This is a genomic window from Citrobacter sp. RHBSTW-01013 (assembly GCF_013781985.1).
In the GTDB taxonomy this organism is placed as follows: Bacteria; Pseudomonadota; Gammaproteobacteria; order Enterobacterales; family Enterobacteriaceae; genus Citrobacter; species Citrobacter braakii.
The window spans coordinates 5,111,917-5,137,236 of sequence record NZ_CP056185.1 but is presented as its reverse complement, the minus strand read 5'-3'; the positions used below and the strand labels follow the sequence as shown (position 1 = coordinate 5,137,236).

The 25,320-nt window shown below is 54.0% G+C and carries 23 protein-coding genes and 4 tRNA genes; 21 read left to right on the top strand and 6 right to left on the bottom strand.

Annotated elements, in window-relative coordinates; translation table 11 throughout:
- The first annotated feature begins 16 nt into the window (after nt 1-16).
- From rfbA to HV350_RS24565, 12 genes are all read left to right on the top strand, one after another.
- Nucleotides 17-898 (top strand): glucose-1-phosphate thymidylyltransferase RfbA, encoded by an 882-nt coding sequence (rfbA, locus tag HV350_RS24620; protein ID WP_016155112.1) that lies wholly within the window; start codon nt 17-19, stop codon nt 896-898.
- Complete coding sequence (rffC, locus tag HV350_RS24615) at nt 876-1,553, top strand: dTDP-4-amino-4,6-dideoxy-D-galactose acyltransferase (RefSeq protein ID WP_016155113.1); 678 nt, start codon at nt 876-878, stop codon at nt 1,551-1,553. Before rfbA ends, rffC begins: the two co-directional genes overlap by 23 nt.
- 4 nt (nt 1,554-1,557) lie before the next feature.
- Nucleotides 1,558-2,688 (top strand): dTDP-4-amino-4,6-dideoxygalactose transaminase, encoded by a 1,131-nt coding sequence (gene rffA / locus HV350_RS24610; protein ID WP_016155114.1) that lies wholly within the window; start codon nt 1,558-1,560, stop codon nt 2,686-2,688.
- 1 nt (nt 2,689) lies between these two features.
- On the top strand, nt 2,690-3,940 hold the full coding sequence (gene wzxE, locus HV350_RS24605) for a lipid III flippase WzxE (RefSeq protein ID WP_019078442.1): 1,251 nt from the start codon (nt 2,690-2,692) through the stop codon (nt 3,938-3,940).
- On the top strand, nt 3,937-5,016 hold the full coding sequence (locus tag HV350_RS24600) for a TDP-N-acetylfucosamine:lipid II N-acetylfucosaminyltransferase (RefSeq protein WP_151223081.1): 1,080 nt from the start codon (nt 3,937-3,939) through the stop codon (nt 5,014-5,016). Before wzxE ends, HV350_RS24600 begins: the two co-directional genes overlap by 4 nt.
- Entirely contained in the window at nt 5,013-6,368 is a 1,356-nt protein-coding gene (gene wzyE, locus HV350_RS24595) for an ECA oligosaccharide polymerase (RefSeq protein WP_016155117.1), read from the top strand. The genes HV350_RS24600 and wzyE overlap by 4 nt, the downstream gene beginning before the upstream one ends.
- A complete protein-coding gene (gene wecG, locus HV350_RS24590; protein ID WP_181629518.1) occupies nt 6,368-7,108 on the top strand; it encodes a lipopolysaccharide N-acetylmannosaminouronosyltransferase in 741 nt (246 codons plus the stop codon). The genes wzyE and wecG overlap by 1 nt, the downstream gene beginning before the upstream one ends.
- A gap of 278 nt (nt 7,109-7,386) precedes the next feature.
- On the top strand, nt 7,387-8,772 hold the full coding sequence (locus tag HV350_RS24585) for an amino acid permease (RefSeq protein WP_016155119.1): 1,386 nt from the start codon (nt 7,387-7,389) through the stop codon (nt 8,770-8,772).
- A 102-nt stretch (nt 8,773-8,874) separates the two neighbouring features.
- Nucleotides 8,875-8,951, top strand: a tRNA-Arg gene (locus HV350_RS24580).
- Between the two features lie 56 nt (nt 8,952-9,007).
- A tRNA-His gene (locus HV350_RS24575) sits at nt 9,008-9,083 on the top strand.
- A 20-nt stretch (nt 9,084-9,103) separates the two neighbouring features.
- Nucleotides 9,104-9,189: transfer RNA gene (locus tag HV350_RS24570), tRNA-Leu, on the top strand.
- Nucleotides 9,190-9,230: 41 nt separating this feature from the next.
- Nucleotides 9,231-9,307, top strand: a tRNA-Pro gene (locus HV350_RS24565).
- Nucleotides 9,308-9,766: 459 nt separating this feature from the next.
- Here the strand turns inward: HV350_RS24565 and hemY are convergent.
- From hemY to hemC, 4 genes are read right to left on the bottom strand one after another with little or no spacing between them, the layout of a single operon-like run.
- Nucleotides 9,767-10,966, bottom strand: coding sequence for a protoheme IX biogenesis protein HemY (gene hemY, locus HV350_RS24560; RefSeq protein WP_016155120.1), 1,200 nt, complete (start codon nt 10,964-10,966; stop codon nt 9,767-9,769).
- Between the two features lie 2 nt (nt 10,967-10,968).
- Nucleotides 10,969-12,144: a uroporphyrinogen-III C-methyltransferase gene (hemX, locus tag HV350_RS24555; protein ID WP_181629516.1), complete on the bottom strand. Its 1,176-nt coding sequence runs from the start codon at nt 12,142-12,144 to the stop codon at nt 10,969-10,971.
- Between the two features lie 21 nt (nt 12,145-12,165).
- A complete protein-coding gene (gene hemD, locus HV350_RS24550) occupies nt 12,166-12,906 on the bottom strand; it encodes a uroporphyrinogen-III synthase (protein ID WP_016155122.1) in 741 nt (246 codons plus the stop codon).
- The gene (gene hemC, locus HV350_RS24545; protein ID WP_016157846.1) at nt 12,903-13,844 is read right to left on the bottom strand and encodes a hydroxymethylbilane synthase; all 942 of its coding nucleotides are present in this window, start codon (nt 13,842-13,844) and stop codon (nt 12,903-12,905) included. Before hemC ends, hemD begins: the two co-directional genes overlap by 4 nt.
- Nucleotides 13,845-14,239: 395 nt before the next feature.
- On the opposite strand from hemC, the gene cyaA reads away from it, so the two are divergent.
- Nucleotides 14,240-16,786: a class I adenylate cyclase gene (gene cyaA, locus HV350_RS24540; protein ID WP_019078435.1), complete on the top strand. Its 2,547-nt coding sequence runs from the start codon at nt 14,240-14,242 to the stop codon at nt 16,784-16,786.
- A gap of 40 nt (nt 16,787-16,826) precedes the next feature.
- On the opposite strand, the gene cyaY is transcribed toward cyaA, so the two are convergent.
- The gene (gene cyaY, locus HV350_RS24535) at nt 16,827-17,147 is read right to left on the bottom strand and encodes an iron donor protein CyaY (protein ID WP_003828967.1); all 321 of its coding nucleotides are present in this window, start codon (nt 17,145-17,147) and stop codon (nt 16,827-16,829) included.
- A 138-nt stretch (nt 17,148-17,285) separates the two neighbouring features.
- Between cyaY and HV350_RS24530 the strand changes: the two genes are divergently transcribed.
- From HV350_RS24530 to corA, 8 genes are all read left to right on the top strand, one after another.
- Entirely contained in the window at nt 17,286-17,489 is a 204-nt protein-coding gene (locus HV350_RS24530; protein WP_003017937.1) for a lipoprotein, read from the top strand.
- 48 nt (nt 17,490-17,537) lie between these two features.
- Nucleotides 17,538-18,362 (top strand): diaminopimelate epimerase, encoded by an 825-nt coding sequence (gene dapF, locus HV350_RS24525; protein ID WP_016155126.1) that lies wholly within the window; start codon nt 17,538-17,540, stop codon nt 18,360-18,362.
- On the top strand, nt 18,359-19,066 hold the full coding sequence (locus HV350_RS24520) for a DUF484 domain-containing protein (RefSeq protein WP_047358746.1): 708 nt from the start codon (nt 18,359-18,361) through the stop codon (nt 19,064-19,066). The genes dapF and HV350_RS24520 overlap by 4 nt, the downstream gene beginning before the upstream one ends.
- A complete protein-coding gene (gene xerC, locus HV350_RS24515; RefSeq protein WP_049040600.1) occupies nt 19,063-19,965 on the top strand; it encodes a tyrosine recombinase XerC in 903 nt (300 codons plus the stop codon). Before HV350_RS24520 ends, xerC begins: the two co-directional genes overlap by 4 nt.
- A complete protein-coding gene (gene yigB, locus HV350_RS24510) occupies nt 19,965-20,681 on the top strand; it encodes a 5-amino-6-(5-phospho-D-ribitylamino)uracil phosphatase YigB (protein ID WP_181629514.1) in 717 nt (238 codons plus the stop codon). Before xerC ends, yigB begins: the two co-directional genes overlap by 1 nt.
- An 88-nt stretch (nt 20,682-20,769) precedes the next feature.
- Nucleotides 20,770-22,932 (top strand): DNA helicase II, encoded by a 2,163-nt coding sequence (uvrD, locus tag HV350_RS24505; RefSeq protein WP_003828957.1) that lies wholly within the window; start codon nt 20,770-20,772, stop codon nt 22,930-22,932.
- A 265-nt stretch (nt 22,933-23,197) separates the two neighbouring features.
- Nucleotides 23,198-23,254: a YsgD/CorL family protein gene (ysgD, locus tag HV350_RS26565; RefSeq protein WP_212723238.1), complete on the top strand. Its 57-nt coding sequence runs from the start codon at nt 23,198-23,200 to the stop codon at nt 23,252-23,254.
- A 154-nt stretch (nt 23,255-23,408) separates the two neighbouring features.
- Nucleotides 23,409-24,359, top strand: a complete 951-nt coding sequence (gene corA, locus HV350_RS24500) for a magnesium/cobalt transporter CorA (RefSeq protein WP_003017920.1) — start codon at nt 23,409-23,411, stop codon at nt 24,357-24,359.
- A gap of 41 nt (nt 24,360-24,400) precedes the next feature.
- Here the strand turns inward: corA and rarD are convergent, their stop codons facing one another.
- Nucleotides 24,401-25,294 carry an EamA family transporter RarD gene (gene rarD / locus HV350_RS24495; protein WP_016155131.1) on the bottom strand — a complete coding sequence of 298 codons (894 nt, stop codon included), beginning with the start codon at nt 25,292-25,294 and terminating at the stop codon, nt 24,401-24,403.
- Nucleotides 25,295-25,320 lie beyond the last annotated feature (26 nt).

The window sequence follows — 25,320 nt, the reverse complement described above, 5'->3', positions numbered from 1 at the left end:
GCGGAGGAGGCAACGCATGAAAGGTATCATTCTGGCGGGTGGCTCAGGTACTCGCCTGTACCCCATTACGCGGGGCGTATCGAAGCAACTATTGCCCATTTACGATAAGCCGATGATTTACTACCCGCTATCGGTACTGATGCTGGCGGGAATTCGCGAAATCCTGATTATCACCACTCCGGAAGATAAAGGCTATTTCCAGCGTTTGCTGGGCGATGGATCTGAGTTTGGCATTGAACTGCACTATGCTGAGCAACCGAGCCCGGATGGATTAGCGCAGGCTTTTATTATCGGTGAAACGTTTCTTAACGGTGAACCATCGTGCCTGGTGTTAGGGGACAACATCTTCTTTGGTCAAGGATTCAGTCCAAAACTGCGTCATGTGGCCGCCAGAACGCAAGGCGCGACGGTGTTTGGCTATCAGGTCATGGACCCTGAACGTTTTGGTGTTGTTGAGTTTGATGACAATTTTCGCGCAGTCTCTCTGGAAGAGAAGCCGAAAGCGCCGAAATCTAATTGGGCGGTGACAGGGCTCTATTTTTATGACAGCAAAGTGGTGGAATACGCGAAACGCGTGAAACCTTCTGAGCGTGGGGAGCTGGAGATTACGTCTATCAACCAGATGTATCTTGATGACGGACATCTGACGGTTGAATTGCTTGGGCGTGGCTTTGCCTGGCTGGATACCGGTACGCATGACAGTTTGATCGAAGCGAGCACTTTTGTGCAGACGGTGGAGAAACGCCAGGGCTTTAAAATAGCCTGTCTGGAAGAAATCGCCTGGCGTAACGGCTGGCTGGATGACGAAGGCGTGAAGCGTGCCGCCAGTTCACTGGCCAAAACGGGTTATGGTCAATACCTGCTGGAGCTGCTCCGTGCTCGTCCGCGCCAGTATTGAGCCGCTTAGCTGGGAAAATACGTTCTTTGGCGTGAATAGCGCCATTGTCCGTTTTGACCAACGCGCGCCGGTTCTAACCGCGGATGCGTTGCTGCCCTGGTCGCGTGTACAAGCAAAAATACTTGCCGCAAATAGCCATGAATTAGATGCTCTGCAGCATTTGGGGTTCTCACTGGTAGAAGGTGAAGTCGATTTTGTACTGCCGGTAACGTGTGCCAGCGGCGACCCCGGTGCGCAGGTTGCGCAAACTACGGATATCCCGGTATTACGCCATCTGGCAGGACAGGCATTTGCGCAAAGCCGTTTTCGCGTCCCATGGTATGCCGAAGATGCCAGCGCGCGTTTCTACGCACAGTGGATTGAAAACGCGGTGCTGGGGACGTTTGATCATCAATGCCTCATTTTTCGTAAACCGACTGGTGAGATTCGTGGCTATGTCTCGCTGCGTGAACTGAATGCGACCGAGGCGAGAATTGGCCTGCTGGCCGGGCGTGGTGCGGGTGCAGAACTGATGCAGGCCGCGCTTTGTTGGGCACAGGCCCGCGGTAAAACAACATTGCGCGTGGCGACCCAAATGGGTAACACCGCCGCGCTTAAACGTTATATACACAGTGGTGCGAATGTGGAAAGCACCGCGTATTGGTTATACAGGTGACACGATGATTCCATTTAATGCACCGCCGGTGGTGGGAACTGAACTCGATTACATGCAGTCTGCGATGAATAGCGGCAAACTGTGTGGTGACGGTGGCTTTACCCGTCGCTGTCAGCAGTGGCTGGAGCAGCATTTTGGCAGCGAGAAAGTGCTGCTGACGCCTTCCTGCACCGCATCGCTTGAGATGGCGGCATTGTTGCTGGACATCCAGCCTGGCGATGAAGTCATTATGCCGAGCTACACGTTTGTCTCTACGGCCAATGCCTTCGTGTTGCGCGGCGCGAAAATCGTCTTTGTTGATATCCGCCCGGATACCATGAACATTGACGAAACGCTGATTGAAGCGGCGATCACCGATAAAACCCGCGCTATTGTGCCGGTACATTACGCGGGCGTGGCCTGCGAAATGGATACCATCATGGGGCTGGCCACTAAACATAACCTGTATGTGGTGGAAGATGCCGCCCAGGGCGTCATGTCGACCTACAAGGGGCGTGCGCTGGGTACGATAGGTCACATCGGCTGCTTTAGCTTCCATGAGACCAAAAACTATACCGCAGGCGGGGAAGGTGGAGCGACGCTGATTAATGATAAAAAATTAGTCGAGCGTGCAGAAATCATCCGTGAAAAAGGGACTAACCGTAGTCAGTTTTTCCGCGGCCAGGTAGATAAGTATACCTGGCGTGATATCGGTTCCAGCTATTTGATGTCCGATCTGCAGGCGGCTTATCTGTGGGCGCAGTTGGAAGCGGCTGATCGTATTAACCAGCAGCGTCTGGCGCTGTGGCAAAAGTATTACGATGCCCTGGAACCGCTGGCGCGTGCCGGACGTATTGAGCTGCCTTCGATACCGGAGGGTTGCGTACAGAATGCCCATATGTTTTACATCAAACTGCGTGATATCGACGATCGCACGGCGTTGATTAACTTCCTGAAAGAAGCTGAAATTATGGCGGTGTTCCACTATATCCCGCTGCATGATTGCCCGGCTGGCGATAAATTCGGCGTGTTTGCCGGTGTTGATCGTTACACCACCAAAGAGAGCGAACGCCTGCTGCGTTTACCGCTGTTCTACAATCTGTCGCCGGTGAACCAGCGAACAGTCATTACGACCTTACTCAACTACTTCGCCTGATATGTCGCTTGCAAAAGCGTCCTTATGGACGGCGGCCAGTACGCTGGTAAAAATTGGTGCAGGTTTGCTGGTTGTGAAGTTGCTGGCGGTGTCGTTTGGACCGGCAGGCGTGGGGCAGGCGGGTAACTTCCGCCAGATGGTCACCGTGCTTGGCGTGTTGGCGGGGGCCGGCATTTTCAATGGCGTCACGAAATACGTTGCGCAGCATCATGACGATCCGGCCCGGCTCCGTAAGGTGGTCGGTACATCTTCCGCGATGGTGCTGGGATTCTCTACGCTGATGGCGGTGATTTTTTTGCTGGCGGCCGCACCTATCAGTCAGGGATTATTTGGTCATACTCATTATCAGGGGCTGGTTCGACTGGTTGCGCTGGTGCAGATGGGCATTGCCTGGGCGAACCTGCTGCTGGCGCTGATGAAGGGCTTCCGCGATGCGGCGGGTAACGCGCTGTCGTTGATTGTGGGGAGCCTGGTGGGCGTAGCGGCTTATTATGGCTGTTATCGCCTGGGAGGGTATGAAGGCGCCTTGCTGGGCCTGGCGCTGGTACCTGCGCTGGTCGTTATCCCTGCCGCTATAATGCTGATTAAGCGTGGGACTATCCCCCTGCATTACCTGAAACCCTCGTGGGATAACGGTCTGGCAGGGCAGTTAAGCAAGTTTACGCTGATGGCGCTGATTACCTCCGTAACGCTGCCAGTGGCATATGTGATGATGCGAAACCTGTTGGCGGCGCAGTACAGCTGGGATGATGTGGGGATCTGGCAGGGGGTGAGCAGTATCTCCGATGCTTATCTGCAATTTATCACCGCCTCATTCAGCGTTTACTTGCTGCCGACGTTGTCGCGTTTGACTGAAAAGCGCGACATTACACGCGAAGTGATCAAGTCGTTGAAATTCGTGCTGCCGGCGGTTGCTGCCGCAAGCTTTACCGTCTGGCTACTGCGCGATTTTGCTATCTGGCTGCTTTTCTCCGCTAAATTCACCGCCATGCGCGACCTGTTCGCCTGGCAACTGGTCGGTGATGTGCTGAAAGTCGGCGCCTATGTTTTCGGTTATCTGGTGATCGCGAAAGCGTCGCTGCGGTTTTATATCTTGGCAGAAATTAGCCAGTTCATGTTATTGACGGCGTTTGCACATTGGCTGATCCCTGCACATGGTGCGCTGGGCGCGGCGCAGGCTTACATGGCAACGTACATTGTCTATTTCTCTCTTTGTTGTGGCGTGTTTTTACTCTGGCGTAGGCGGGTATGACTGTACTGATTCACGTTCTGGGATCGGATATCCCTCACCATAACCAAACCGTGCTGCGGTTTTTCAACGACTCGCTGGCCGCGACGAGCGAGCACGCACGCACGTTTATGGTTGCAGGTCAGGATGCCGGATTCAGTGAGAACTGCCCGGCGTTATCGCTAAGCTTCTATGGTGGGAAAAAGGCGCTGGCTGAAGCGGTTATCGCGAAAGCAAAAGCGGATCGCCAACAGCGTTTTTTCTTCCACGGTCAGTTCAACACCAGCCTGTGGTTAGCGCTGCTGAGCGGGGGAATTAAACCGGAGCAGTTTTACTGGCATATCTGGGGCGCGGATTTATATGAAGTCTCCAGTGGACTGAAATTTCGCCTGTTTTACCCCATTCGCCGTATGGCGCAGAACCGCGTGGGCTGCGTATTTGCCACGCGGGGTGATTTGAGCTATTTCGCCGAACAGCATCCGCGCGTGCGTGGCGAGTTGCTCTATTTCCCAACGCGGATGGATCCCTCGCTCAATAATATGAGCAACGCGTGTCAGCGCAGCGGCAAGATGACGGTGCTGGTTGGCAACTCTGGCGATCGCAGCAATGAGCATATTGCCGCGCTACGCGCCGTCCATCAGCAGTTCGGCGACACGGTGAATGTGATTGTACCGATGGGGTACCCCGCCGATAATGCGGCTTATATCGACGAGGTTCGTCAGGCCGGCCTGGCATTGTTTAGCGCTGAGAATCTGCAAATTTTAAGTGAAAAGCTGGAATTTGATGCCTATCTGACATTATTACGTCAGTGTGATTTGGGTTACTTTATTTTTGCCCGTCAGCAGGGGATCGGTACCCTGTGTTTACTGATTCAGGCCGGTATCCCGTGCGTGCTCAACCGTGAAAATCCCTTCTGGCAGGATATGGTGGAACAGAATCTCCCGGTGTTATTTACCACTGATGAGCTCAATGAAGGCGTCGTACGCGAAGCGCAGCGCCAGTTGGCATCGGTAGATAAAAATACAATCACCTTCTTTAGCCCGAATTATCTGCAGCCGTGGCACAACGCGCTGCGCATTGCTTCAGGAGAAACCGTATGAGCCTGATGCAATTTAGCGGTTTGCTGGTGGTATGGCTGCTCTCCACCTTGTTTATCGCCACGCTGACCTGGTTTGAATTCCGCCGTGTGCGTTTTAACTTCAATGTTTTCTTCTCACTGCTGTTTTTGCTGACGTTCTTCTTCGGGTTCCCGTTGACCAGCATACTGGTGTTCCGTTTTGATGTGGCAGTTGCTCCGCCGGAGATCCTGCTGCAGGCCTTGCTGTCTGCCGCCTGTTTCTATGCCGTCTACTACGTGACGTATAAAACACGCCTTCGCAAGCGAGTCGAGGATAAGCCACGCAGGCCGCTATTTACCATCAATCGCGTTGAAGCGCATTTGACCTGGGTTATCCTGATGGCGATTGCATTGGTGAGCGTGGGCGTCTTCTTTATGCACAACGGATTCCTGCTGTTCAGGCTGCAATCCTACAGCCAAATTTTTTCCAGTGAAGTCTCTGGCGTCGCTCTGAAGCGTTTCTTCTACTTCTTCATTCCGGCAATGCTGGTGGTCTATTTCCTGCGTCAGGACAGCAAAGCGTGGTTATTCTTCCTGGTGAGTACCGTCGCGTTTGGTTTGCTGACCTATATGATTGTTGGCGGGACACGCGCCAATATCATCATTGCGTTTGCCATCTTCTTGTTTATCGGCATCATTCGCGGCTGGATTTCGCTGTGGATGCTGGCCGCCGCGGGCGTGCTGGGTATCGTCGGGATGTTCTGGCTGGCGCTAAAGCGCTATGGGATGAACGTTAGCGGCGACGAGGCGTTCTATACTTTCCTGTACCTCACGCGGGACACCTTCTCGCCGTGGGAGAATCTGGCGCTGTTGCTGCAAAATTACCACAATATTGAGTTTCAGGGGCTGGCGCCGATTGTCCGTGACTTCTACGTCTTTATCCCTTCCTGGCTGTGGCCTGGGCGGCCGAGTATTGTCCTCAACTCAGCGAACTACTTTACCTGGGAAGTGTTGAACAACCACTCAGGTCTGGCGATTTCGCCGACGTTAATTGGTTCACTGGTGGTGATGGGCGGGGCGCTGTTTATCCCGTTAGGCGCGATTGTCGTTGGACTCATCATCAAGTGGTTTGACTGGCTGTATGAGTTAGGCAACCGCGAAACCAATCGCTACAAGGCGGCGATTCTGCACAGTTTCTGTTTTGGCGCTATTTTCAATATGATCGTGTTGGCACGTGAAGGGCTGGATTCGTTTGTCTCGCGAGTGGTCTTTTTCCTCGTGATTTTCGGCGTGTGTCTGCTGGTGGCAAAACTGCTGTTTTGGCTATTCGATAGTGCGGGACTCATCCACAAACGAATCAAATCGCTGCCCCGGACACAGATTGAAGGATCGTAATGACAGATAACACAACTGCGCCACTCTACTCGCTGCGCGGGCTACAATTGATTGGCTGGCGCGATATGCAGCATGCGCTAAATTACCTGTTTGCCGAGGGACATCTCAGGTCAGGAACGCTGGTGGCAATCAACGCTGAGAAGATGCTGACGGCAGAAGATAACCCTGAAGTGCGGGATCTGATCAACGCCGCTGAGTTCAAATATGCGGATGGGATTAGCGTGGTGCGCTCAGTGCGCAAAAAATTCCCGCAGGCGCAGGTTTCACGCGTGGCAGGGGCTGATCTTTGGGAAGCGCTTATGGCGCGAGCTGGGCAGGAAGGAACGCCTGTCTTCCTGATTGGTGGCAAGCCTGAAGTTCTGGCGCAAACGGAAGCTAAACTGCGTGCCCAGTGGCGCGTGAACATTGTAGGCAGTCAGGACGGTTATTTTACCCCGGACCAGCGTCAGGCGTTGTTTGAACGTATCCACGACAGCGGTGCGCAGATTGTGACGGTGGCGATGGGCTCGCCGAAACAAGAGATCTTTATGCGTGACTGCCGGAAGATTCACCCTGAAGCGCTGTATATGGGCGTCGGTGGTACCTACGACGTCTTTACCGGTCACGTTAAGCGTGCGCCGCGAATCTGGCAGAGTCTGGGGCTGGAGTGGCTGTATCGCTTATTGTCGCAGCCAAGCCGTATCACTCGTCAACTTCGCTTATTACGCTATCTCCGCTGGCACTATACCGGCAACCTCTGACGCCCTCTCGCCTCTGATAAGTAGCGTGATCTGCTAATTACGCTACTTATTCACAACATAATCGCTGCTTTCTCGCACAATCTATTTATTTTTTGAATGCTTTAATTGCCATTTAAGCGATTTTAGGAAACCATTCGCAACAATCATTGCAGTGCCGTGGTGTTTTTGACGCCAACCGTTAAGCGGTCGGTGCCGTATGGCCTGTTATGGCATAACAAGATGTACCCATAACGAGAACCGGTAATACCGGACAGTATGCAAACACAACAAGAGGATTTATGGCCGAGAACAAACCTGAGCTACAGCGTGGGCTGGAGGCTCGTCACATCGAATTAATTGCCCTTGGGGGGACTATTGGCGTCGGGCTATTTATGGGGGCCGCCAGTACCCTGAAATGGGCGGGACCTTCGGTTCTGCTGGCATACATCGTCGCCGGGCTGTTCGTCTTTTTCATTATGCGTTCTATGGGGGAGATGTTATTCCTCGAGCCGGTTGCCGGTTCATTTGCTGTTTACGCCCATCGTTACATGAGCCCCTTCTTTGGTTATCTCACCGCCTGGTCATACTGGTTTATGTGGATGGCGGTGGGGATATCAGAGATTACCGCCATCGGGGTGTACGTCCAGTTCTGGTTCCCGGAAATGGCACAATGGATACCCGCACTGATTGCTGTCGGACTGGTTGCGTTGGCAAATCTCGCCGCGGTTCGCCTGTATGGTGAAATTGAGTTCTGGTTTGCCATGATTAAAGTGACCACCATCATTGTGATGATCGTCATTGGATTAGGGGTGATTTTCTTCGGTTTTGGCAATGGCGGTCAGGCGATCGGCTTTGGCAACCTGACTGAGCATGGCGGCTTCTTTGCTGGTGGTTGGAAGGGCTTCCTGACGGCATTGTGTATTGTCGTGGCTTCTTACCAGGGTGTGGAGCTGATCGGCATTACTGCGGGTGAAGCGAAGAATCCGCAGGTCACGCTGCGTAGTGCAGTAGGGAAAGTGCTGTGGCGTATTCTGATTTTCTACGTCGGTGCGATTTTTGTTATCGTCACTATTTTCCCGTGGAATGAGATTGGCAGTAACGGTAGCCCGTTTGTTTTGACCTTTGCCAAGATTGGTATTACCGCCGCGGCAGGGATTATTAACTTTGTGGTCCTGACGGCGGCGCTGTCGGGCTGTAACAGTGGGATGTACAGCTGTGGGCGTATGCTTTACGCGCTGGCAAAGAATCGCCAGCTACCTGCCGCCGTTGGAAAAGTTTCGCGCCAGGGAGTGCCGGTTGCCGGCGTGGCTATTTCTATCGCGATCCTGCTGGTTGGTTCGTGCCTGAACTACATCATTCCCAACCCGCAGCGTGTGTTCGTTTATGTCTATAGCGCCAGCGTGCTGCCGGGGATGGTGCCGTGGTTTGTGATTCTGATAAGCCAGATACGTTTCCGTCAGGCGCATAAAGCGGCGATCGCCAGTCATCCTTTCCGCTCGATTCTGTTCCCGTGGGCGAACTATTTGACGATGGCGTTCCTGATTTGCGTATTAATCGGCATGTACTTTAATGAAGATACCCGAATGTCGCTGTTTGTTGGCATTATCTTCTTACTGGCCGTGACGCTCATTTATAAGGTTTTTGGCCTGAATCGTCATGGCACAGCCCAAAAATTGCAGGAATAAGCGACAAAACGCACAAACCATGACCAAACGATAATTTATTTTAAAAAAGCACTAGACAGCAGACCGAGACCTCCGTAATATCCAGCCCCGCAACGGCGCTAAGCGCCCGTAGCTCAGCTGGATAGAGCGCTGCCCTCCGGAGGCAGAGGTCTCAGGTTCGAATCCTGTCGGGCGCACCATTTAGTAAGGTGCCGGAGCTGCGGTGGTTTTAATACCGCGTAAAAGATTTGCAGTGGTGGCTATAGCTCAGTTGGTAGAGCCCTGGATTGTGATTCCAGTTGTCGTGGGTTCGAATCCCATTAGCCACCCCATTAATTTAAAGTTGTGAAATGCGAAGGTGGCGGAATTGGTAGACGCGCTAGCTTCAGGTGTTAGTGTCCTTAGGATGTGGGGGTTCGAGTCCCCCCCCTCGCACCACGACTTAAAGAATTGAACTAAAAATTCAAAAAGCAGTAAAGCGGCGAGTAGCGCAGCTTGGTAGCGCAACTGGTTTGGGACCAGTGGGTCGGAGGTTCGAATCCTCTCTCGCCGACCAATTTTGAACCCCGCTTCGGCGGGGTTTTTTGTTTTCTGATTTTCCCTTCTCAGCCTTTATTTCCCCGAATTTCCTGATGTCTTAAAAAGTCCGGTTCCATTGTTTTTGCAGTGCAATCGTGGCATGCCTTGTGCAATAATATACGGGTAGATGCTCATTCCATCTCTTATGTTCGCCATCTGGCCTCATAAACTCAGGAATGATGCAGAGCCGTTTACGGTGCTTATCGTCCACAGACAGATGTCGCTCTGGCCTCATCAAACACCATGGACATAACGTTGAGTGAAGCACCCATTTATGTTGTCATACAGACCTGTTTAACGCCTGCTCCAAAAGAGCGGGCGTTTTTTTATGCATATACACCTCATCCTTCAAGTCGCCTCGAAGCATCTCGAATGATTTGGTGTATATGAAATAACGGTAGGCCCGGTAAGCGAAACGTCACCGGGCAAGAGGGAATTACTGCGGGGGATTGTTGTTCTGCAGCGTCAACATCAGGCCATCACGACGCATAGTGGCGGCTTCTTCCGGCTGATGCAGTCTGTCCAGCGCGTCAGCAAGCCAGGCGTAGTCATAGGCATCTGGACGCTGTTTGAGAGCGGCACGGAAGGCGAACGTGGCTTCCTGCCATTCGCCGTGCTTCATTAGCGACTGGCCCAGCGTGCTCCACAGTAATGGGCGATCGCCGACGGCTTTAATCTGCTGGCGCAACACTTTTTCTATCTGTTCCGGGTTGTTGGTTTTCAGACGCGGGATCGGCAGCACCAGGCGGTCGTCATACTGGCGTTTAAGACCATCAATGATGACCTGCTGCGCCGTATCGTGATCGTCACACTCAATCAGATGTTCAGCCATTGCCACCTGCAGGGCAACCTGGTGACGGGTTTTACGGTTCTGGTTTTTCCACCATGCACGTAGCCCCTCGCTGCCCTGATCGGCGCGAACCTGATCCATCAGACCAACCCATGCCTGCTGTTCCAGCATCGCGCGGTGCTCGTCATCACCCACGTGCGCTTTTGCCATGGATGGAATGATATCCAGTAACGAACTCCATGCACCGGTACGAATGTAGGCCTGTTCAGCCAGACGCAGCACTTCCGGATGACGTGGCGTCACTTCCAGCAGTTTATCTACGCTGTGGCGTGCGGCGTGATTTTCATTACGTGCCAGCTGCAGGCGAACGCGAGTGATTTCTACCGGGATCGTATCATTTCCGGCCAGTTCGGCAGCACGCTCAAGGTGTTGGTTGGCACGAGCTTCGTCACCGCGCTGTTGAGCAGCTTCTGCCGCCAGCAGGTAATTCACTACCGGCTGTTCTGCATGATCGGCGTTTTTCGACATCAGCTTTTCAACCTGCTGATAATCGCCTTCTGCCAGCTTGAGCAGCGCCTGCTCCGTCTGCTTACGGGCGCGACGACGCTTCCGACCGACAAACCATCCGCGGGTATGCGCGCCAGTGCGGAAAATTCGGCGCAGCAGCCATTCAATCGCAAACAGGACGACCATTGCGACGATCAGAATGATCACCAGACCCGTCACGCTGGTTTCGATATTGTAATTATCCGTCTGGATCAGTACGTAGCCCTGATGGCCGGCAATCATTGGACCGACAACGATCCCGGCGATCAACAGCACAAAGAGCAATAATACTTTTAGCATCATTATTCTCCTTGCGGCGCAGTTGCCGGAGTTTCAGCTGAAGGCGCAGGAGTTGCTGCAACCGGCGCTGTGGCAGGCTGTGCCAGTAAATTACGTACGCGGGTCTGCATGAGCTTGTCGAGAAGCGCCTGGCTCTGCAGCGTTTCCGGTACGTCCATGCTGATGCTTTGTTGGCTCAGTTGGTCTACCTCTTCAAGGAAAGCTTTGGTGGCTGCATCGTCGGTGTCGTAGTAGGCGCGCACCCAGGTGGAGACGTTTTCCAGCGCCTGGCGATATGTTTCCTCCTGATGACGCGGCACGGCCTGGGCGGCCACTAACAGGCGAGAACGGATATTTTCACGTAAGTAAACGTCCTGGTTCGGTGCCAGCAGCGGGACGGAGGTTTCATCACGACGGCGAACGGTGATAAAGCTGTCCATAAAGTTCTGCCAGCTTTTTTGCAGATTGACGCGCCATTCGCTGATCGAGCTGGAAAGCTCGCTGCTGTCGGAATCCATCGGCGAATCGTCGGTGTCGTTGTCGGCCAGACGCAGATTATCAATCTGGTTAGAGAGCTGATTCACTTTCAGGATAATGCCGTCATAGTCGACCTGAGTCACCGCAGAGAGGCTCGCGATATCGTCGGTAATCGCGCGACGGGCGGTAATCAGGCTTGGGTCATTCATATCCGCCAGGCTGGCGTCAGCGCTTTTCAGCAGCGCCGCGGCGGTAGTAACGTCCTGATCGCTCCATAATTTGCGACCGGCCAGTTTCACCAGAAAATCAGCCTGCGCCAGCAGCCATGTCCCGGCATCGCTGCCGGAGATAGTGGCGACTTTTTGCTGGACTTCGTCAAGCTGTTTGACCAGCGCGGCCTGCTGGCGAGCGGCTTCATCCAGCTGCGTTGCCTGCTGCTTAATAATGCCTTCCAGCTCAGCTTTTTGGCTTTCTTGCGCTTTTTGCAACGCCGTAAGCTGGTTCGCCAGCGCATCGCTGGTTGCTGTCTGCGTTGTTGCCTGCTGTTTCCCCCAACCGTACAGCCCAACGCCTGCAGCCAGCGCAATAGCAATCGCCACAGCGCTCAGAATCAGCGCCGTGCTGTTCTTACTCTTTTTTTCAGTATTGACTGGCTGTGACGTGGTTTCCACGGCCTCCCTGGTCTCTTCAACCACGGCGGAGGATTTTTCTTGTTCCGTCATTATGGCATCCCATTATGAGAGTTATTGTAATGCGCGTAGTAGCGCATCGTTGTCGGCGTTATCAGCGACCTTAATATCTTGCCAGCCCAGTTCCCGGGCGAGGTGCGCCAGACGCTCACTGACGACCAGCAGCCGACAGCGTAGTAACCAGTGCTCACGATACCACTGCGGAATGAGCGACCAGAGCTGTTGTAGCATCTCTCCGCTGGTGACAACCACCGTGGTCACACCACGAGATTGCCAGCGCATCGCTTCTTCTGCACCATCGTAATATTTTGCACTGCGTTGATAACATTCACAAAAATCGACATCAGCTCCGCGTGCTGTCAGGGTTTCACCTATCAGCTCACGGCCACCATTGCCGCGTAATATAAGCGCGCGTTTTCCCGCAATATTTTGTAATTCAGGTAATTGTAGCAAGACTTCGCTAATTTCCCGATCCAGAGGGTAGTGAATATTGAAACCGCTAACGGTATGCAGCGCCAGCGCCGTTGTGCGACCAATGGCAAAATAACGCGGAAGGGAGGGCCAGCTTTTCCCTTGTTGCTGAAGCTCGGCATCTGCAAAGGTGACGGCGTGCTGCGAGAGGGCGAAGACCAGATCGTTTTCCGTCAGCGCCGATAGTCGGGAAGCCAGCGTTGCCAGTTCCCGACCGGGCGAAAACTCGATGAGCGGAAAGCTCCAGGCCACCTGCCCCAGTGTGCGCAGACGGCTCACTAACTCTTCCCCTGCGGGAGACGGGCGGGTGACCAGAATACTCATGCGGGGGCTTCTCCGTTGTAAACTTCAGCCAGAATGGTGCGCGCACCGTTCTCCAGCAGCTCTTCAGCCAGAGAGATGCCCATCTGTTCAGCTTCCTGCGCGGCGCCGCGACGTTCTCCGCATACCATCTGCGAACCGTCAGGCGCGCCGACCAGCGCCCGCAGCCAAATCTCACCGTTAATGAGTTCTGCATAACTGCCGATAGGGACCTGACATCCCCCTTCCAGGCGGGTATTCATGGCGCGTTCGGCTTTGACGCGCAGCGCCGTCTCTTCATGGTTGAGCGGCGCTAACAGCGCCTGAGTGCGCATATCATCCAGTCGACATTCTATGCCAACTGCGCCTTGCCCGACAGCGGGTAGGGAGACTTCCGGCGGCAGAGCGGTGCGGACTCGCGACTCAAGACCTAAACGTTTTAATCCGGCGACCGCCAGAATAATGGCGTCATAATCGCCGTTATCCAGTTTGCTCAGACGCGTACCTACGTTACCGCGCAGCGAACGGATGACGAGATCCGGGCGACGCTTTGCCAACTGGCACTGGCGACGCAAACTGGATGTCCCGACGATGCTGCCTGCCGGTAGTTCATCCAGCGTGTTGTACTTATTTGAGACGAAAGCATCACGCGGATCTTCTCGCTCGCAAATGGTGACCAGTCCAAGACCGTCAGGGAATTCAACCGGCACATCCTTCATGGAATGCACGGCGATATCGGCGCGTTTTTCCAGCAGCGCGACTTCCAGCTCTTTAACAAACAACCCTTTCCCCCCGACTTTCGCCAGCGGGGTATCAAGGATCACATCGCCACGGGTTACCATCGGAACCAGTTCCACGATCAGACCGGGGTGGTTTGCCATTAAGGCGTCTTTGACATAATGTGCCTGCCAGAGCGCAAGGGGGCTTTGGCGTGTGGCAATTCTCAAAACATTGTCTAACATGCTTGTTACCGTCATTATCAATCATTGACCATCCTAACATCCTTATCAAAGGGATGTCAGCGTTACGCTCAAACGTGAGTGAGAGGAAAAGGCGCTGCATCATCACTGGCAGTGAATAATGACGAGAAACCTCCCGACCGTATGAAGGAATTTACACGTAACGAACGGTGCTACACTTGTATGTAGCGCATCTTTCTTTACGGTCAATGAGCAAGGTGTTAAATTGATCACGTTTTAGACCATTTTTTCGGCTGTACAGCATAAAAAAATATGGGCGAAAAAACAGGTAACGGTTATTTTTGACATACGGTTTATCCGAATTGATGACGATTATTGTGAGCGCTTGTGCCGCAGCAATCGACAACATGACGGATAGCAACATCAGGCGATACGTCTTGTACCTCTATATTGAGACTCTGAAACAGAGACTGGATGCCATAAATCAACTGCGTGTGGATCGCGCGCTTGCTGCCATGGGACCTGCCTTCCAGCAGGTATACAGTCTGCTGCCGACATTATTGCACTACCACCATCCGCTGATGCCGGGTTACCTTGATGGTAACGTTCCCAAAGGCATATGCCTTTACACGCCTGATGAAACCCAACGCCACTACCTGAACGAACTGGAACTGTACCGCGGTATGTCACCGCAGGATCCTCCCAAGGGCGAACTGCCTATCACCGGCGTTTACTCAATGGGCAGCACCTCTTCGGTAGGGCAAAGCTGTTCCTCTGACCTTGATATTTGGGTCTGCCATCAATCCTGGCTGGATAGCGAAGAGCGCCAGCTGCTGCAGCGTAAATGTAGCCTGCTGGAAAGCTGGGCCGCCTCGCTGGGCGTGGAAGTCAGCTTCTTCCTGATTGATGAAAACCGTTTCCGCCACAATGAAAGCGGCAGTTTGGGTGGTGAAGACTGTGGCTCGACGCAGCATATCCTGTTGCTTGATGAATTCTATCGCACCGCTGTGCGTCTCGCGGGTAAACGTATTCTGTGGAATATGGTGCCGGGCGACGAAGAAGAGCATTACGACGATTACGTCATGACGCTTTACGCACAGGGGGTGTTAACGCCAAACGAATGGCTGGATCTCGGCGGACTCAGTTCGCTCTCCGCCGAAGAGTACTTTGGCGCCAGCCTCTGGCAGCTGTACAAGAGTATCGACTCCCCGTACAAAGCGGTATTGAAAACGCTGCTGCTGGAAGCTTATTCCTGGGAATACCCCAATCCACGCCTGTTGGCGAAAGATATTAAACAGCGCCTGCACGATGGCGAGATCGTCTCTTTTGGTCTAGACCCTTACTGCATGATGCTGGAGCGCGTTACCGAGTACCTCACGGCGATCGAAGACCCGACTCGTCTGGATTTAGTGCGTCGATGTTTCTACTTAAAAGTGTGTGAGAAACTGAGCCGCGAGCGCGCCTGCGTGGGCTGGCGTCGTGAAGTATTAAGTCAGTTAGTGAAAGAGTGGGGCTGGGATGACGCCCGTCTGACCATGCTGGATAACCGCGCTAACTGGAAGATTGACCAGGTACGCGAAGCGCATAACGAACTGCTCGATGCGATGATGCAGAGCTATCGTAACCTGATCCGTTTTGCCCGCCGAAATAACCTCAGCGTGAGCGCCAGCCCGCAGGATATCGGCGTGCTGACCCGTAAGCTGTATGCCGCGTTTGAAGCATTACCAGGTAAAGTAACGCTGGTGAACCCGCAGATATCTCCGGATCTCTCGGAACCGAATCTGACCTTTATCCATGTGCCGCCGGGCCGTGCCAACCGTTCGGGTTGGTATCTCTATAACCGCGCGCCTAACATGGACTCGATCATCAGCCATCAGCCGCTGGAATATAACCGCTACCTCAATAAACTGGTGGCGTGGGCCTGGTTCAACGGCCTGCTGACCTCGCGTACGCATTTATTTATTAAGGGCAACGGCATTGTTGATTTGCCGAAGCTGCAAGAAATGGTCGCCGACGTGTCGCACCACTTCCCACTGCGACTGCCAGCGCCAACGCCGAAGGCGCTCTATAGCCCGTGCGAGATTCGCCACCTGGCGATTATCGTTAACCTTGAATATGACCCGACGGCAGCATTTCGCAATCAGGTGGTACATTTTGATTTCCGTAAGCTGGACGTCTTCAGCTTTGGTGAAGAACAAAATTGCCTGGTGGGTAGCGTCGACCTGCTGTACCGCAACTCGTGGAATGAAGTGCGTACGCTGCACTTCAACGGTGAGCAGGCGATGATTGAAGCGTTAAAAACGATTCTGGGCAAAATGCACCAGGATGCCGCGCCGCCGGATAGCGTCGAGGTTTTCTGCTATAGCCAGCATCTGCGCGGTTTAATTCGCACCCGCGTGCAGCAACTGGTGTCTGAGTGCATCGAGTTGCGCCTCTCCAGCACCCGTCAGGAAACCGGACGCTTCAAAGCGCTGCGCGTTTCTGGTCAGACGTGGGGTCTGTTCTTCGAGCGCCTGAACGTCTCGGTACAGAAGCTGGAAAACGCGATTGAATTTTATGGCGCGATTTCACATAACAAACTGCACGGGCTTTCCGTTCAGGTTGAGACCAATCATGTGAAACTCCCGTCAGTGGTTGACGGTTTTGCCAGCGAAGGGATCATTCAGTTCTTTTTCGAAGAAACGGGTGATGAGCAGGGCTTTAATATCTACATTCTGGATGAGAGTAATCGGGCTGAGGTGTATCACCACTGCGAAGGTAGCAAAGAGGAGCTGGTACGCGATGTCAGCCGTTTCTACTCGTCGTCGCACGATCGCTTTACCTACGGCTCCAGCTTCATCAACTTTAACCTGCCGCAGTTCTATCAGATTGTGAAAACCGACGGGCGCGCGCAGGTGATCCCGTTCCGTACCCAGCCGATTAGCGCCGTGCCGCCCGTCAGTCAGGAAAACGACACTCCGCTGTTGCAGCAGTATTTCTCGTGAGCATGATGCCGGATAAGCGAAGCGTATCCGGCAATAAAACTTAACGGAAGCTCACCTCTTCACCCGCCTGCTGTGTCGCCGCCTGTTCTAGCAGATCCCAGAACGTTTCGCCGCTACGATCGCAGATCCACTCGTCGCCTTTCAGGTCAAAGTGGTAGCCGCCCTGTTTGGTCGCCAGCCACACCTGATGCAGCGGCTCCTGACGGTTAATAATAATTTTGCTGCCGTTTTCGAAGCTGATGGTCAGCACGCCGCCGTTGATCTCACAATCGATATCGCTGTCGCCGTCCCAGTCATCCAGACGCTCTTCAATGGTCATCCACAGGGTGTCAGCAAGGCGATGAAATTCACTGTCGTTCATTTTCTTATCCTGTTTTTCGTGATGACGGCAGTATAACCTGAAACAAAACGCGTTGCAGATTACAGGCTAACTCTTGCTTTTACGCCTTCTCCTGCGATGATAGAAAACAGAAAGCATGAACTTTACAGGCAATCGATAATGAAAAACGTGTTAAAGCCACTCGCTGTCATTTTTACTCTGTTCAGCCTGACGGGCTGTGGGCTAAAAGGTCCGCTCTATTTCCCGCCAGCAGATAAAACCGCGCCGCCTCCGACCAAGAGCGTTCAGCCGCAATCACAATCCACCACGCCAGAGAAAAACGATCGTGGGATTAGTGACGGGCCTTCTCAGGTGAATTACTGACGGCAGGAATAGATGTATATTTCTGTACCCGCGTGAACGGAGTGAATGATGCAATTCTCTAAAATGCATGGCCTTGGCAACGATTTTATGGTCGTCGACGCGGTAACGCAGAATGTCTTTTTCTCACCAGAGCTGATCCGCCGCTTGTCCGACAGGCATCTCGGCGTTGGATTTGATCAACTGTTGGTGGTTGAACCTCCGTATGATCCGGAGCTGGATTTCCACTACCGTATTTTTAATGCCGACGGTAGTGAAGTGTCACAGTGTGGCAATGGCGCCCGCTGTTTTGCCCGCTTTGTTCGCCTGAAAGGGCTGACCAATAAGCGTGATATTCGCGTCAGTACCGCTAATGGTCGTATGGTATTAACCGTAACCGACGACGAGCTGGTACGGGTGAATATGGGTGAACCCAATTTTGAACCCGCGCAGGTTCCGTTTCGCGCCAACAAAGCAGAGAAGACCTATATTATGCGCGTGGCTGAACAGACAGTATTGTGCGGCGTGGTTTCAATGGGGAACCCGCACTGCGTAATTCAGGTTGATGATGTTGATACGGCCACGGTAGAAACGTTGGGGCCGGTTCTGGAAAGTCACGAACGCTTTCCTGAACGTGCCAATATCGGATTTATGCAAGTGGTAAAGCGCGAGCATATCCGGCTGCGCGTCTATGAGCGCGGCGCGGGTGAAACGCAGGCCTGCGGCAGCGGTGCGTGCGCCGCTGTTGCGGTTGGTATCCAGCAGGGCCTGCTGGCAGAAGAAGTGAGGGTGGAATTACCGGGCGGTCGACTTGATATCGCCTGGAAAGGTCCGGGTCATCCGCTGTATATGACTGGCCCGGCGGCACATGTCTACGACGGATTTATTCACTTATGAAGCAACCAGGGGAAGAACTACAGGAAACGCTCATGGAGCTGGACGACCGGGCGGTCGTCGATTACCTGCAACGTAATCCTGAGTTTTTTATCCGTAATGCCCAGGCAGTTGAAGCGATGCGTGTTCCGCACCCGGTGCGGGGCACGGTCTCTTTAGTGGAATGGCATATGGCGCGGGCACGTAATCATATTAACGTGCTGGAAGAGAATATGGCGTTGTTGATGGAACAAGCCAACGCCAATGAAAGCCTGTTCTATCGTCTGTTAAATCTGCAAGCCCGTCTGGTATCGGCCAGCAGTCTTGACGACATGCTGATGCGATTTCATCGCTGGGCGCGTGAGTTAGGGCTGGCTGGGGCGACGGTTCGTCTGTTCCCGGATCGCTGGCGACTTGGTGCACCATCAAAATTCACTCATCTGGCATTAAGCCGTCAGGCTTTTGAACCGCTGCGTATTCAGCGTCTGGGCCAGTCACTGCACTATCTTGGACCGCTCAATGGCCCGGAACTTCTGGTCATGATGCCCGAAGCGAAAGCAATAGGCTCGGTGGCGATGTCGATGTTGGGGCAAGATGGATCCCTGGGCGTGATGCTGTTCAGCAGTCGCGACGTTAATCATTACCAGCAGGGGCAAGGTACGCAATTACTGCAGGAAATCTCGCTGATGTTGCCGGAGCTGCTGGAGCGCTGGATTGAACGCGTATGACCGACTCACCCCTTTCTCAGGATGTGGCGCGCTTTTTACGCTATCTGGGCGTTGAGCGCCAGCTTAGCCCGATCACATTGCTGAATTATCAGCGTCAGCTTGATGCCATCATTGCGTTAGCCGGAGAGACCGGTCTGCAAAGCTGGCAACAATGTGACGCTTCGATGGTACGCAGTTTTGCCGTGCGCAGCCGTCGTAAAGGGCTGGGGCCGGCGAGCCTGGCGCTGCGTCTCTCCGCATTGCGCAGTTTCTTTGACTGGCTGGTTAATCAGGGCGAGCTGAAAGCCAATCCCGCAAAAAGTGTTTCCGCGCCGAAAGCACCGCGTCATCTACCTAAAAATATCGATGTCGACGACGTTAATCGTCTGCTGGATATCGACCTCAACGATCCCCTCGCCGTGCGCGATCGGGCAATGTTAGAAGTGATGTACGGCGCAGGGCTGCGTTTGTCTGAACTGGTTGGGCTGGATATTAAACATCTCGATCTCGACACCGGCGAAGTATGGGTGATGGGGAAGGGCAGTAAAGAACGTCGCCTGCCAATTGGCCGCAATGCAGTGGCGTGGATTGAGCACTGGCTGGACCTGCGGGGGCTATTTGGCTGCGATGACGATGCGTTATTCCTGTCAAAACTGGGCAAACGCATTTCTGCGCGTAATGTACAAAAACGCTTTGCGGAATGGGGGATCAAACAGGGGCTGAACAGCCACGTACATCCCCACAAATTGCGCCACTCTTTTGCGACGCATATGCTGGAGTCGAGCGGCGATCTGCGCGGGGTACAGGAGTTATTGGGGCATGCTAATCTCTCCACTACCCAAATCTATACCCATCTTGATTTTCAACACCTGGCTTCAGTGTACGATGCGGCGCATCCACGCGCCAAACGGGGGAAATAATGCGTTTTTACCGGCCTTTGGGGCGCATTTCTGCGCTCACCTTTGACCTTGATGACACCCTTTACGATAACCGTCCCGTTATCACACGCACCGAGCAGGAAGCGCTCGCGTTTGTACAGAATTACCATCCGGCGTTGAATTCGCTGCAAAATAGCGACCTACAGCGCTTACGTCAGGCCGTTCGCGACGCCGAGCCGGAAATCTACCACGACGTTACCCAATGGCGTCACCGCGCCGTAGAGCGCGCTATGCTGGAGGCGGGATTGTCAGAAGCAGAAGCCAGAATGGGGGCGAATGCGGCGATGATGAATTTCGCCAAATGGCGTAGCCGCATTGACGTCCCGCAGGCGACGCATGACACGCTGAAGGTGCTGGCCCGCAAATGGCCGCTGGTGGCGATCACCAACGGTAACGCACAGCCAGAACTGTTCGGCCTGGGCGATTACTTTGAGTTTGTGCTGCGCGCCGGTCCCGACGGGCGATCAAAACCGTTCAGCGACATGTATGCGCTGGCGGCGGATAAACTGAAAATGCCCGTGGGTGAGATTCTGCATGTGGGCGATGACCTGACGACAGACGTGGCGGGGGCCATCCGTTGCGGTATGCAGGCCTGCTGGATCAAACCGGAAAATGCCGACCTGATGCAAACCGCAGACAGCCGTTTGCTGCCGCATATCGAAATTTCACAGTTGGCATCTCTGACCTCGCTGATATAATCACCAGCAGAACTCTGTATATATACCCAGCTTTTTGGCGGATGGCGCTACGCTTATCCGCCTTACCTACTTTTACGCGGCGGTGCCAATGGACGTTTCTTACCTGCTCGACAGCCTTAATGATAAACAGCGTGAAGCGGTGGCCGCGCCACGCAGCAACATGCTGGTTTTGGCCGGCGCGGGGAGTGGTAAAACTCGCGTGCTGGTGCACCGTATCGCCTGGTTACTGACGGTAGAGAACAACTCGCCATACTCCATTATGGCGGTGACCTTTACCAACAAAGCAGCGGCGGAAATGCGCCACCGTATTGGCCAGATCATGGGAACCAGCCAGGGCGGTATGTGGGTGGGTACATTCCACGGTCTGGCGCACCGCCTGCTGCGCGCGCACCATATGGATGCGAACCTGCCGCAGGATTTCCAGATCCTCGACAGCGAAGACCAATTGCGTTTGCTCAAGCGTTTGATCAAGGCGATGAATCTTGATGAGAAACAGTGGCCACCGCGTCAGGCGATGTGGTTTATCAATAGCCAGAAAGACGAAGGGCTGCGCCCGCACCATCTGCAGAGCTATGGCAACCCGGTTGAGCAAACCTGGCAAAAGGTGTATCAGGCCTATCAGGAAGCGTGTGACCGCGCGGGGCTGGTGGATTTCGCCGAGCTGTTGCTGCGCGCCCATGAACTGTGGCTCAACAAGCCGCATATCCTGCAGCACTACCGCGAACGCTTTACCAATATCCTGGTGGACGAATTCCAGGATACCAACAACATTCAGTACGCCTGGATCCGCCTGCTGGCGGGCGATACCGGCAAAGTGATGATCGTTGGCGATGATGACCAGTCGATCTACGGCTGGCGCGGGGCGCAAGTGGAAAACATCCAGCGCTTCCTCACGGATTTCCCGGGCGCAGAAACCATTCGCCTGGAGCAGAACTACCGCTCGACCAACAACATCCTCAGCGCGGCCAACGCCCTGATTGAAAACAACAACGGGCGTTTGGGGAAAAAGCTGTGGACCGATGGCGTCGACGGCGAACCAATTTCACTGTACTGCGCGTTCAACGAACTCGATGAAGCGCGTTTTGTGGTCAATCGTATCAAAACCTGGCAGGACAACGGCGGTGCGCTGGAACAGTGCGCCATTCTGTATCGCAGCAACGCCCAGTCGCGCGTGCTGGAAGAGGCGTTGTTACAAGCCAGCATGCCGTACCGTATCTATGGTGGGATGCGCTTCTTCGAACGCCAGGAAATCAAAGATGCGCTCTCCTACCTGCGCCTGATCGCTAACCGCAATGACGACGCCGCATTTGAACGTGTGGTGAATACGCCAACCCGCGGGATTGGCGATCGTACATTAGATGTCGTGCGTCAGACCTCCCGTGACCGCCAGCTTACGTTGTGGCAGGCCTGTCGTGAGCTGTTGCAGGAAAAAGCCCTCGCGGGTCGCGCCGCCAGCGCCTTACAGCGTTTTATGGAGCTGATCGATGCGCTGGCGCAGGAGACCGCCGATATGCCGCTGCACGTGCAGACTGACCGGGTGATTAAAGACTCCGGCCTGCGCATGATGTACGAGCAGGAAAAAGGCGAGAAGGGTCAGACGCGTATCGAAAACTTAGACGAACTGGTGACGGCAACGCGCCAGTTCAGCTACAACGAAGAAGACGAAGACTTAATGCCGCTACAGGCGTTCCTGTCACACGCCGCGCTGGAAGCAGGCGAAGGGCAGGCGGATACCTGGCAGGATGCGGTACAATTGATGACGCTGCACTCGGCGAAAGGTCTGGAGTTCCCGCAGGTATTTATCGTGGGTATGGAAGAAGGCATGTTCCCCAGCCAGATGTCGCTGGACGAAGGTGGGCGCCTCGAAGAAGAGCGCCGCCTGGCTTACGTAGGCGTGACCCGCGCGATGCAAAAGCTGACGCTGACCTACGCCGAAACGCGTCGTCTGTACGGCAAAGAGGTTTACCACCGTCCGTCGCGCTTTATCGGCGAACTGCCGGAAGCGTGCGTTGAAGAGGTTCGCCTGCGCGCCACGGTTAGCCGTCCGGTGAGCCATCAGCGGATGGGCACGCCAATGGCGGAAAATGATACCGGCTACAAGCTCGGCCAGCGCGTGCGCCACGCTAAGTTTGGTGAGGGCACCATCGTCAATCTGGAAGGAAGCGGTGAGCATAGTCGTTTGCAGGTCGCGTTCCAGGGGCAAGGGATCAAATGGCTGGTGGCAGCCTACGCCAGACTGGAAACGGTTTGATCGGTTTGGCTTTGCCGGATGGCGACGCTGGCGCGTCTTATCCGGCCTACAGACCGGGTAACATTTTGATTTCCAGGCCGGACAAGGCGAAGCCGCCATCCCGCTATCTGTCGGTTAATATTCTGAAATCATAGATAAATAATTCCCCTCTGCTAACCTTTTTGTATAAGGGGAAATTATTACTTTTTCGCCATCTGTTGCGTGTTGACGTCAAAATTTTGCTGGCGTAACATGCGCGCACGATTACGCTAAGAGGACATTCGCCTTGGACACACCCAGTAGATACTGGCTCATTATCCTGTCATCCAGGATCAACTCCTAAGGCTATCCCTTTTTGCTGATAGCCTTCGCGGTTGTCAGCGACCTTCTGTTTTTTCCCGTCGCGCTGAGTCAGGCTGTTTAATGGTCTGAAACCCAATTTGTTTCTGTGTGCCCTCCGAACTGTCCGATAATTTTTTGCATTGGGAGTCCCGGTCATGCTGAGCGCATTTCAACTGGAAAACAATCGTTTAACTCGCCTTGAGGCAGACGAGATCGAGCACCTGGCCAGTTCGGTTTGGGTCGATTTAGTCGAGCCGGATGACGAAGAACGAAACCGTGTGCAAAAGGACTTGGGCCAGAATCTGGCTACGCGCCCTGAACTGGAAGACATCGAAGCATCTGCGCGTTTTTTTGAAGACGAAGACGGTCTGCACATTCACTCCTTCTTCTTCTATGAAGATGCCGACGATCACGCGGGTAACTCAACCGTCGCATTTACCATTCGCGAAGGTCGCCTGTTTACTCTGCGCGAGCGCGAGCTGCCGGCATTCCGTCTGTACCGCATGCGTGCGCGTAATCAGGCGATGGTGGATGGCAACGCTTACGAGCTGCTGCTCGACCTGTTCGAAACTAAAATTGAACAGTTGGCGGATGAGATCGAAAATATCTACAGCGACCTGGAAAAACTCAGCCGTGTGATCATGGAAGGGCGTCAGGGCGATGAATATGACGAAGCGCTTTCGACGCTGGCGGAACTGGAAGATATTGGCTGGAAGGTCCGCCTGTGTCTGATGGATACCCAGCGCGCACTGAACTTCCTGGTGCGTAAAGCGCGTTTGCCGGGGAGTCAGCTGGAACAGGCGCGCGAGATTCTGCGCGATATCGAATCCCTGCTGCCGCACAACGAATCACTGTTCCAGAAAGTTAACTTCCTGATGCAGGCGGCGATGGGCTTTATCAATATCGAGCAGAACCGCATCATCAAGATCTTCTCGGTGGTCTCTGTGGTGTTCCTGCCGCCGACGCTGGTGGCTTCCAGCTACGGGATGAACTTTGAGTTCATGCCGGAACTGCACTGGAGCTTCGGTTACCCAGGGGCGATTGTCTTTATGATGCTCGCGGGTCTGGCACCGTATCTGTACTTTAAGCGCAAGAACTGGCTGTAATGGCTGTGCCGGATGGCGGTTACGCCTTATCCGGCACTTCTTCAGCTCCGACGTACCCGTCGTTGCGTATAAATCGCATCCATCACGAAAACTGCCAGCGCCACCCAGATAAACGCAAACGTGACCATTTTATCCGCTCCCGGAACTTCACCGTAGAAAGTGACGGCCAGCAGGAACATTAGCGTGGGTCCGATATACTGGAAGAAACCCAGCGTGGACAGACGCAGGCGGGTCGCCGCGCCGGTAAAGCACAGCAGCGGAATGGTGGTCACGACACCTGCAGCAATCAGCAGCAGATTGAGTGACATGGGGTTTTGACCCATATGGCTGGTTGGGCTGTCCGCGATGCCAAACAGATAGATAGCCGCAACAGGTAAAAGCCACAGGGTTTCGATCAGCATGCCGGTTTGTGCTTCGACGGCAATCTTCTTGCGTACCAGACCATAGAAAGCAAAGCTGAACGCCAGGCCCAACGCGATGATTGGCAGCGATCCGAAGGTCCACAGCTGTACCAGTACGCCGCAGGCGGCTAACAGTACCGCCAGCCACTGCATGCGACGAAAGCGCTCGCCGAGGAAAAGCATTCCCAGCACAATATTCACCAGCGGGTTAATAAAATAGCCCAGGCTGGCTTCCAGCATATGATGATTATTGACCGCCCAAATGAACAGTAGCCAGTTTCCACCGATGAGCACTGCAGAGAGCGCCAGCAGGAAGATCTTCTTTGGCGTTTGTAGCAGCGTTTTGATGCCCGACCACTGGCGGCTGATGCTCATCAGTACCACCATAAAGAAAAATGACCAGATGACGCGGTGCGTCAGGATCTCATCCGCCGGGACATAGTAAATCAGCTTGAAGTAGGCAGGAGCGATACCCCAAATAAAATAAGCAGCAAGAGCGAGTAACACGCCCTGCCGCGTTTGTTTAGCATCCATCGGGAAAACTCATTTCAGAAATGTAA